Here is a 9,652-nt window from a genome sequence, read left to right on the forward strand (position 1 = left end):
ACCATCCCCAACTCCGCCGGATGGTACGCGAAAATATCTTGACAACCAGCGATTTAATTTACCCTCTATTTGCCGTACCGGGGGAAGCTGTTGCCAAAGAAGTTACATCAATGCCCGGAGTTTACCAGCTATCGGTAGACAAAATCGTAGAAGAAGCAAAAGAAGTTTACGACCTCGGCATTCCCGCGATTATTTTATTCGGTATTCCTGCAGACAAAGATACAGATGCGACAGGTGCTTGGCACGACTGCGGCATCGTTCAACAAGCTACCGCAGCAGTGAAAGCCGCCGTACCCGATTTAATCGTCAGCGTTGATACTTGTCTGTGCGAATATACCAGTCACGGTCACTGCGGCTATTTGGAAGTCGGAGATTTAAGCGGCCGAGTTTTGAACGATCCCACACTAGAACTGCTCAAAAAAACCGCCGTTGCTCAAGCTAGGGCGGGTGCAGATATTATCGCACCTTCGGGAATGATGGACGGTTTTGTCGGAGCAATTCGCGAAGGATTGGACAGTGCGGGATTTGAAGATATTCCCATCATGTCTTACGCGGCAAAATACGCCTCAGCTTATTATGGCCCGTTCCGGGATGCGGCGGATTCTGCTCCTCAATTTGGTGATCGGCGCACCTACCAAATGGATCCCGGAAACGGCCGCGAAGCTCTCAAAGAAATTGCTCTCGACATTGCCGAAGGCGCGGATATGCTGATGGTTAAACCGGCTTTAGCATACATGGACATCATCTGGCGGGTCAAGGAAGCAACTAACCTACCAGTTGCGGCTTACAACGTTTCTGGAGAATACGCGATGGTGAAAGCCGCCGCCCTTAACGGTTGGATTGATGAAGAAAGAGTAGTGATGGAAACCTTGACAGGATTTAAGCGTGCTGGTGCTGATTTGATCTTGACTTATCACGCCAAAGATGCGGCCCGCTGGCTGCAAAACTGAGCCCCACCTAATGCCCAAATACGTTTGGAGTCGGAATAACGGGCGGTTGAAACCGCCTCACCGTCAAACCAAACCCATGCTAAGCGGGTTGAAGAAAACGAGGTAAAAATTACGCCCTCATCTTCTTCAGTCCGCAGAGGCAGATTTTGCTTGAAAAGAAGCTGTTTCAACCGCCGTCCGACTTTTTTCACAAGATTTACACAAAATAGTATTAATCATCACTGAAATTAGTTAGATAATATGTATGAATAACAATAGTTTTGTAAATCGGGAATTTAATCGTCGATAGTTCCCCAACAAAATCAACTATGCCGGTTAAGACAGTAAAAGTAACAGAGTTTAGATAAAACTTAAAGGCACATTGAGCATGACATCAACCAGTAGGGATTCCAGTCACATTCAATTTTGCATAGAGCGCGATCGCGCGGACATCGTACAAATCCAAGAACTATTTAAAGCAGCCGCCTTTTGGGCGAGGGAACGCAAGATAGAAGATTGGGAAATTGCGATCGCCAACAGCGAACCAGTGGTAACAGTTTGGGATGCCTCGCGGGCGATCGGCTTTGCTAGAGCCACATCCGACGGCATCTATCGAGCCACCATCTGGGATGTCGCCATTCACCCAGATTACCAAGGTGCAGGACTGGGCCGCAAATTAGTCCAAACCGTCTTGAGTCATCCTCGGATGTGCCGAGTAGAGCGAGTTTACTTGATGACAACCTACAAACAAAGCTTCTACGAGCGCATCGGTTTTCAGCCCAACGCTAGCACCACAATGGTACTTGAAAATCAGCTTTTAGACGAGAATATCGAATTAGAAATTAGCAAGGGCGAATTGCTAATTTCTAATTGTTAAACAAGCACAAAAGTTACACCAAAATCTCTAAATAGTATGGCGTGCAATGCACACCATACTATTTATATCAAATCCGGTAGCATCGGAATGATTCAGATATATATTCTCGGACTCTGTGTACTCTGTGTTCTAGTAAGGTTAAAGCATTCCGATGCAAGCGGAAACAATATTAAAAATAATTTACCTCTTCTCTCCCTCCATTAAATCCATTACACAATCCGTTTCCTTCTTCCTAATGACTAATGACTACTGACTAATGACTAATGACTACTAACTAATGACTATTAAGAGGGCCCGCACGCACCATCCACCGCCCCTACCAAATGACTAATGACTAATGACTACTGACTACTGACTACTGACTTCTTCACAAAGTTGCCAAAGGAATAGAACACTGAGTGCGATTAAAATTGGAATCTTCAGACTCAGAAGGCACAGCTAGAACCTCTAACTTTCCATTCATCAAACTTAATAAAGTCTGATTCATCAATAACCTCATGCCAGAAGATACCTTAGAATCATCGCTGTTGTTATTAGCATCCGACACCAAATCGTGCTTTAGCAAATCCCAAGACTCGCTCCAAGCACTAACTGAACGCTGATCGTCCACCCAAATATGAACGCATCCAGATTCCGGCGAACAATGGGCAGAAACAGAAATACTACCCTCATCCATCTGAGCAATAGCAGTATCTACCAAATTAACTAAAACTTGCCGAAATCTGGGCAAATCTGCCAATACATAAATCCCCGGATCGGGCGGCAATATCTCCAAACGAATGCTGCGATTAGCAGCTTGCAAGTAAGTTAAATCATCAACTTCATCAAAAACCTTAGCTAACTGAATCGGCTCAATATCCATCGTGTCAGTGCCGTGTTCAGTTTTAGCAACAGAGATAATTTCATCTATCAATTTCACTAGCTTGAGTGCTGCAACGTGAGCTTGTTCGACAAACTCTCGTTCCTCTGCAGGATCGTCGCACAAATCCGACAGAATTAATTGCAGCGTACCAATCATAGTGCTCAGGGGCGATCGCAACTCGTGAGAAGTTCGAGCCAAAAAGCCCCCCTTAAATAGACTCATCTCCGATGCCATCTGATAAGCCAATTGAGTTTGCTTCAGTTGCTCAGCCAAGGCATCAAACTTCTCTAAGTTAATTTCTTGAGGAGTTGGCGGCATAGGGGGCACAGGTTCTGGCTGTTGCGAGCTTTTTTGTCGCCCGCGCCAAATCAAACTGCTTCCCCAACCCAGTCCTAATCCCATACCTAAATATATCAAGTCGCTCCAGCCGATCGGCGCCATATTGCTTTGCCTAGGAGTTTAGCTTTTAGCATTTTAGCTCGATCGCGCCCTGTCGCAAGATTTCCCAATCACCACCAATCCATTTCGCCACAGTCGAAGGCACACTCGAAGCTGTTGTTGCTGTTGTTAATTCAGCAGCAACTAATGTCAAGACTTCGGGAAACTGCGCTTCTATTTCTGCCACCGACGACCGAGGCGCTTGGCCCGATAGATTAGCACTGGTAGTAGCCAAAGGGCCTGTCTGCTCTAAAATCTTGAGGGCGAGGGGAAAATTAGGCACTCGTACTCCGATTGTAGTGCGATCGATCGCATTCATCGCCGGTGGCACCAGTGGCGAAGCCGGCAGCACCAAAGTTAGCGCCCCAGGCCAATAGGATTGGGCCACTTGCTGCCACAATGTTAATTCTGCCGGACTCCCCTGCACGTAGGGCCACAAAGCTTGGGGCGATGCTGCCATCAAAATCAGTGGCTTGTCTTGACTGCGCTGTTTAGCTGCAAAAATCAACTCCGCGCGATCTGGCCGCGCCGCCAAAGCGGGTACAGTATCTGTAGGAAAGCTGACAATATAATCTCCTGAAATTGCCCCTTGAATCAAGGAGGCGATCGAAACTTGAGTCATCCGATTTTAGATTTTAGATTTTAAATGTTGCATAAATTTTTGATGCGAGCCGGTCAACCGCAGATGTCAGGCAGATAGACACAGATTAACGCAGATAATTTCAAGAGAGGAATGTGTATAAATCGAATCTTGTCTGTTTTAAAATTACAGCATATTTGGACAATCTAAAGACGATAAGCTAAGGCAAACCGATCGATTCCCGCTAAATCAGAAAATATCTGAACTCGATCGTAACTCCCGTGACTTTCCAGCATATCAGCTACCGCCGTTTCTTGTCCCGCCATCATCTCAACCAACCAAACTCCCCCAGATTCTAAATAATCGGGAGCCGTGTTTACCAAATGCCGGATGCACTCTAACCCGTCAAAACCGCCGTCTAAGGCTAGGTGAGGTTCGTGCTTCAAAACTTCCGGTTGCAGGGTCAGCACGGTGCTGCTGGGAATGTAAGGCGGGTTAGACACCATGCCGCTAACTTTGCCCTTAAGAAATGTTAGCGGTTCCCACCACGAACCTTGATAAAAATTAACTCTTTCGGTAAAACCCAAATTTTCAGCATTCTGTCGGGCCACTGCCAAAGCTTCCGAACTGCAATCTACTGCATGAACCGTCGCCTTTGTCAACTCCGAAGCTAGACCGATCGCGATCGCCCCGCTGCCCGTTCCCAAATCCACCCAATGCGATTTTGGATCGATTGAACAACTTTTAACAGCATCCACAGCCAAATCGATCAGCAATTCCGTTTCAGGACGAGGAATGAGCACCGCCGGCGTTACTTTCAGCGAAAAATTCCGCCAATGTGCGACTTCCGTCAAATACTGCACAGGCACCCGTTCCTGCAAGCGCTGCTCCCACAATCGATCGAGTTCAGGTAAAGACAACTTTAATTCAATTTTTGGCAAATCTTTAAACGACTCCAAACGCAGAGCCAATTTATCCAAACCTGCCAGCTCTTGCAGCAGCCAGTCGAGTTCTGAGTTGGGAATGTCACAGGCGATCGCCTCCGTCTTAGCTTGATTCACCCACTGCCACAACTCTAAACCGGAAACAAACATCAGATTTTTTAGTAATTGAGAATTAGTCATTTGTTATTTGTTATTTGTTATTTGTTATTTGTTATTTGTTGTTGGTTGTTAGTTATTTGCTATTTGTTATTTGCTATTTGTTATTGGTTATTTGTTATTTGTTATTTGTTGTTGGTTATTTGTTGTTGGTTATCAAAAAAGTGAGTATAGCCCTATGCCCTATGCCCTAGGCCGCATATTACCTCATATGAGAGCTTGAAAGGCTATAGTCATTAGTCATTAGTCATTAGTCATTTGGAATTGGTAAATAGTAGGTTGAGTCGAGCAGTCCAACCTACTAACTTAATCCTGAATGCAAAACCTAATTATGTAGGGTTCGATCCACACCGCACCTTACCGCTATTATCAGTAGTGCATGAAACCACTTCTTGCGTAAATTCTGTCTGTAACTAATGACTACTGACTAATGACTACTGACCAATGACTAACAGTTAGCGAGTCGGTCGAGCTGGAGCCGGAGAGGCTGGAGCCGGTCGAGCTGGAGCCGGAGAGGCTGGAGCCACCTGTGGATTTTGGCCAGCACCGGCGGGTTGGAGCGATCGCACAAATTCCAGCGACTCCCGCGACGGCACCAAAATCATTTGGGTCAAAAACTGGTCGTTTTCAGTACGCAGAGCTTCCAAAACGCTTTCCAAGTTCACAACCTCAATCTTAATCGAGGTCGTTATGTTGGGTTGCTGCTGCTTAAAACGCTCCACCATTCCCAGCAATTCTTCCTTATTAAAAAATAAAGGAATCACCTCTTGCTGGCCCCGTTGAATCGTCAAATAACCATTTTCCGCGCCCCCTCTGGCCAAAAACAGGGGTACACCGTTGAATTCGTTAACTTGTTGCCCAGTCTGCTGAAGTACAGTTTTAGCCGACTGCACCTGCTGCGGAGCCGGCACAAAAGCAAACTGCACCTGATCCGGCTTGCCTTTATTGGCTTGAGTGATTTGATAAATTTCCCCCAGCGACACCGGCATCACGCGCACCGATGCAGCCAACTGAGGATTTCTGGTTTTGAGCTGATCGACAAAAGCTTGAGCATCTTTTTGGCTGATAAAAATTCCCGCCACCGAAGCATTGCCAGTTTGACCTTGACCTTGTTTGGGTACAGAAGCGATCAGGGGCGCACCTTGAGCATCTGTAATTGTAAATACCGGCACCGATCGCAATTTTTCCAAAATTTGTGGTTCGGGAATTGCCAGTGCAGACATCTTACCCATTGGCTGCGGCCCGAGCAGAGCGCAGCCGACAATTCCCAATATTGCGCCGAAACGAACTAATGATTTCATGTTTTTCCACCAGGAGCAGTTCTGAAACACATTAACGCAAAGACTGACACCTTGACACGATCGGCAAAAACTGCCTAAATCTGTTTACATTTTGACTAAATGTAAAAAGATTGAGACTGTTTCTGTTTCAATCTATCTATTATTTAACATTGTGCGATCGGGATGACAGGATTTGAACCTGCGACATCCTGCTCCCAAAGCAGGCGCGCTACCAAGCTGCGCTACATCCCGTTGTGATAGTTAGCTATCCTTTAACTATTAACACACAACACCCTCAGTTTGTCAAGCTTTTTTTTATTTTAGCTTTAGGTGCTGGGCCGAAGTTACCTTCAGTTTTTGCTGTTTGACAATAGTTGCACCACTTCAAAGCAGCCATGCTGCGAAACATCTGGAGCGTAAATGACCCCGCCCAAACACGGATACCGTTTCCCGCAGGGCTCTCGCGAACAGGTAAAAATTTGAGACCAAAGTTCCTGCTTTGGTGATTCACCCAACAGCAAGCAAATCTCCAATCGAAAATCTCCAATACCCGAATCGACTTACCGCAGCGCAGGGGGCGAGGAGGTGTTAGCAGCGTCGATCTTGAATGCTGGACTTTGCTCTCAAAAAATCAACGCCGATTTGCACCTGGCTGGCTAATCTGGATACCAAAACATACCTTTAATCCCCTCCGGATCGGACATAAAGCCCAAATTTCGGTAAAAATCCACCACTTGAGGGTCAGCAAATAAGGTAATGTTGCTGATATCTTCACTGCGGAGTTTTTTAATGATGTATTGCATCAGCGCTTTGCCCATGCCTTTACCCTGGTAGTCAGGATGAACTACCACATCCCAAAGCGTGGCATTAAAAGCATGGTCTGAAGTCGCTCTGGCGAAACCCACCAGCCGTCGCTGGTTGCCCCGCATCTCCCACATAGAGACGACTAGGAAGCTGTGCACAATAGCTTTTTTGACTTTACGCAGGGGACGGCGAGACCAACCCACTGCATTACAAAGTTCTTCGAGTTCGTAGAGATCGATGTCCCGATCGCAACTGAAAAAGATGCGAGCGTTGCCACTGGCGGGTTTGCGAAATGTTGGGGAAAGCGGATCGCCTAACCCGACGGCCACATCTTCCTCAAATTCCGCTGTTTGGGATACAGAGGCAGACTCAGGACTACTAAATAAGTTTTTCCAAAAACCCATGCAGGCGCGGTTGAGGTAGTAGAAGTTGGACTACGTGAAAGAAAACCCGACAGACAAACCCACTCCGAGCGGCGTGGGATAAATTACGGGTAGCCTTTTGAGCAACAGTTTACGGTAAACTCATCTTACGCCGAAAGCAGCGATTTGTCGTCTAACATTGAGTCTGAGCTTTTTTTGATTCTCGTCAAGTTAGGGAGAAATGTTCTGTAAGCCTGTGCTCGAACAATCCGCTCTTAAGGTAAAATTTGTTGCTGGCTCACGACAGAGGCATTTTGGGAATTGCTTCTTTTAAGTGCTGCCGATCGCGCCAGAACTTATACGCTGGATGGGAAATACGACCCGAAGATCGCAACCGTGACCTTCTGGTAATACATTCTCACACAGATTTTACCCACCCAACAACGGATATCGTGCCACTTACGACCGTCGTGGAGAGATAGAAATTTTAGACAAGAGTTCCAACTCCCAGATTCATCTGTGGAGTAAATCTACAATCTAAAATCTACAATCTAAAATCTACTGACCTCTGGTTTTAGTTTGGAGGCGATCGCAATTTAAGTCGAATCGTCAAATCGAAAATCCCATTGCCATAAGGCATGGGAGAGCAAATACCTAGTATATCTCCCGCACCTTCCCCTCAATTATGGCTTCGGGTTTAAAACCATCTACCCTAGAACTTCTCAAGCGCTTTAACCGAGCGTTTCCACAGTTTTACGAGCAATTTGTCAGCAGCGAAATCCAACTGCAAAACCTCAAATTAGCTTATCAGCTTTACAAAACTCGGCAAGCGGTCATCGAAATCAGAGCCGAAGGTAATAAAAGTGCCCTGCATTTTGCTTACCGGAACCAATCTTTTCTCCTGAGCGACATTTTTGGAGTATTGGCGGCCTACGGGCTGACCATTCACAGTCTGAGTCTGTACGGTCAAATTTACCCGCCAATGCTGGTATTTATCAAATTGGTAGTATCTCGCGGCGGCAAGGTGCTGGCAGATAAAACAGCAGAAAATGTCTGCAGGGCAGTTCGAGAGGCCTTGGCGGGGCATTTTGAGGTTGAAGAGATGTTGGCCGTGGAATTTAATCTAGACGCGGGTTTGGAGGATGTGGCGACTGAATTTTACGTCGATCCGGTTTTCCACTTGCCAGCTTTGCTGATAGAAGCTGATAATCAGCCTGGACTTTTTTACAAAGTTATGTATGCCATCTGGCAAGAGGATTTGTTGGTGGTAAATGCTAATTTGCTGGTTTGGCGGGGGCGAACTCGCCTGATTTTGTACTTGTTGGGGCCCAATGAAAGTTTAATTCCTGAGTATCTGGGGCAGAAAATCGCTGAGGGGGTCAGACAAAGATTGCTGGGCGAGCGATTTTAGGCGGTTGGCAGCGGGCGGTTGACCGTTGGTGGTTGGTGGTGGGCGATCGATCTGTTCTTGAGCGTTGATTTCGGGATAGGATAAATGTATGGCAACCATCGACATCCTAGGGGTTCGGCACGCTTGCGATCTGACGGCTCCGACTGCAACTTCTCCGGTTCTGGTATTTGTCCACGGCTGGCTGTTAAGCCGCCGCTACTGGCAACCTTTGACCGATCGCTTGGCACCAAACTATCAGTGCTTGACCTACGATTTGCGCGGGTTTGGCGATTCTCAATTTGACGGCGACGGCCATCCGGGGCCTTCGGCACCGCTCGATTCCTGCTACACTCCCGCAGCTTACGCTCGCGATTTGGAAATTTTACTCGAAAAACTAGATATTTCTAATGCTTGGTTGGTGGGGCACTCTCTCGGCGGTACGATCGCTCTTTGGGCAGCCAGTCAATTGTCCGATCGCGTTAAAGGTGTAGTCTGCATCAATGCAGGCGGCGGCATCTATCTAAAGGAAGAATTCGAGCGGTTTCGAGCGGTCGGCAAGCAGCTAGTGAAAATGCGTCCCCGCTGGCTGTCTCACTTGCCGCTAGCAGATTTCGTGTTTGCCCGCGATTCTGTGGCAAGATCGATCGGCAGATGTTGGGGAAGGCAGCGCTTGATAGATTTCGTGGCAGCCAATCCTGACGCAGCTTTGGGGGCTTTGTTGGACTCCACCACAGAAGCGGAGATTCACCTCTTGCCGCAAATAGTATCCCAACTCAAGCAGCCTGTTTATTTTATTGCCGGCAGTAAAGACAAAATTATGGAACCAAAATACGTGCTGCATTTGGCTAGCTTTCACTGGATGTTCCAAGGTTGCGGCGAGAATGTCCTTCAGATTGAGAGCGGTCATTTGGCAATGGTGGAACAGCCGGATGCAGTGGCTAGTTACTTGCAAAATATTCTTCACGAACACGCTTAAAGGGCATGGGGCATCGGGCATGGGGCATGGGGCATGGGGCTGTCGGTTATACAC

9 protein-coding genes and 1 tRNA gene are annotated in these 9,652 nt (G+C 47.0%); 4 read left to right on the forward strand and 6 right to left on the reverse strand.

The window, feature by feature from the left end; genetic code table 11:
- Positions 1-950: porphobilinogen synthase (hemB, locus tag AACV78_RS12730; RefSeq protein WP_228042697.1), on the forward strand; the 950-nt coding region annotated here is incomplete at its 5' end.
- 367 nt (positions 951-1,317) lie between these two features.
- Complete coding sequence (locus tag AACV78_RS12735) at positions 1,318-1,806, forward strand: GNAT family N-acetyltransferase (protein WP_194012716.1); 489 nt, start codon at positions 1,318-1,320, stop codon at positions 1,804-1,806.
- 367 nt (positions 1,807-2,173) lie between these two features.
- Here the strand turns inward: AACV78_RS12735 and AACV78_RS12740 are convergent, their stop codons facing one another.
- The 6 genes from AACV78_RS12740 to AACV78_RS12765 all read right to left on the reverse strand — a co-directional run bounded on the left by AACV78_RS12740 (position 2,174) and on the right by AACV78_RS12765 (position 7,274).
- Positions 2,174-3,109 carry a sensor histidine kinase gene (locus tag AACV78_RS12740; RefSeq protein ID WP_194012715.1) on the reverse strand — a complete coding sequence of 312 codons (936 nt, stop codon included), beginning with the start codon at positions 3,107-3,109 and terminating at the stop codon, positions 2,174-2,176.
- A gap of 25 nt (positions 3,110-3,134) precedes the next feature.
- Entirely contained in the window at positions 3,135-3,728 is a 594-nt protein-coding gene (locus tag AACV78_RS12745) for an L-threonylcarbamoyladenylate synthase (protein WP_194012714.1), read from the reverse strand.
- Between the two features lie 164 nt (positions 3,729-3,892).
- Positions 3,893-4,810 carry a peptide chain release factor N(5)-glutamine methyltransferase gene (prmC, locus tag AACV78_RS12750; RefSeq protein WP_228042698.1) on the reverse strand — a complete coding sequence of 306 codons (918 nt, stop codon included), beginning with the start codon at positions 4,808-4,810 and terminating at the stop codon, positions 3,893-3,895.
- Between the two features lie 431 nt (positions 4,811-5,241).
- The gene (locus AACV78_RS12755) at positions 5,242-6,087 is read right to left on the reverse strand and encodes a Tic22 family protein (RefSeq protein WP_194012713.1); all 846 of its coding nucleotides are present in this window, start codon (positions 6,085-6,087) and stop codon (positions 5,242-5,244) included.
- Positions 6,088-6,244: 157 nt separating this feature from the next.
- A tRNA-Pro gene (locus AACV78_RS12760) sits at positions 6,245-6,318 on the reverse strand.
- Positions 6,319-6,722: 404 nt separating this feature from the next.
- Complete coding sequence (locus AACV78_RS12765) at positions 6,723-7,274, reverse strand: GNAT family N-acetyltransferase (RefSeq protein WP_194012712.1); 552 nt, start codon at positions 7,272-7,274, stop codon at positions 6,723-6,725.
- 643 nt (positions 7,275-7,917) lie between these two features.
- On the opposite strand from AACV78_RS12765, the gene AACV78_RS12770 reads away from it, so the two are divergent.
- On the forward strand, positions 7,918-8,643 hold the full coding sequence (locus AACV78_RS12770; protein ID WP_006631881.1) for a hypothetical protein: 726 nt from the start codon (positions 7,918-7,920) through the stop codon (positions 8,641-8,643).
- 88 nt (positions 8,644-8,731) lie between these two features.
- Positions 8,732-9,598 (forward strand): alpha/beta fold hydrolase, encoded by an 867-nt coding sequence (locus AACV78_RS12775; protein WP_194012711.1) that lies wholly within the window; start codon positions 8,732-8,734, stop codon positions 9,596-9,598.
- Positions 9,599-9,652: the final 54 nt, after the last annotated feature.

The organism is Tychonema sp. LEGE 07196, assembly GCF_963890365.1.
GTDB lineage: Bacteria > Cyanobacteriota > Cyanobacteriia > Cyanobacteriales > Microcoleaceae > Microcoleus.

What these genes read in the sequence shown, in the direction of transcription:
- AACV78_RS12735 (WP_194012716.1), top strand. Translation starts at nt 1,318, where the DNA reads ATGACATCAACCAGTAGGGATTCCAGTCACATTCAATTTTGCATAGAG.
- AACV78_RS12740 (WP_194012715.1), bottom strand. Translation starts at nt 3,109, where the DNA reads ATGGCGCCGATCGGCTGGAGCGACTTGATATATTTAGGTATGGGATTA.
- AACV78_RS12745 (WP_194012714.1), bottom strand. Translation starts at nt 3,728, where the DNA reads ATGACTCAAGTTTCGATCGCCTCCTTGATTCAAGGGGCAATTTCAGGA.
- prmC (WP_228042698.1), bottom strand. Translation starts at nt 4,810, where the DNA reads ATGACTAATTCTCAATTACTAAAAAATCTGATGTTTGTTTCCGGTTTA.
- AACV78_RS12755 (WP_194012713.1), bottom strand. Translation starts at nt 6,087, where the DNA reads ATGAAATCATTAGTTCGTTTCGGCGCAATATTGGGAATTGTCGGCTGC.
- AACV78_RS12765 (WP_194012712.1), bottom strand. Translation starts at nt 7,274, where the DNA reads ATGGGTTTTTGGAAAAACTTATTTAGTAGTCCTGAGTCTGCCTCTGTA.
- AACV78_RS12770 (WP_006631881.1), top strand. Translation starts at nt 7,918, where the DNA reads ATGGCTTCGGGTTTAAAACCATCTACCCTAGAACTTCTCAAGCGCTTT.
- AACV78_RS12775 (WP_194012711.1), top strand. Translation starts at nt 8,732, where the DNA reads ATGGCAACCATCGACATCCTAGGGGTTCGGCACGCTTGCGATCTGACG.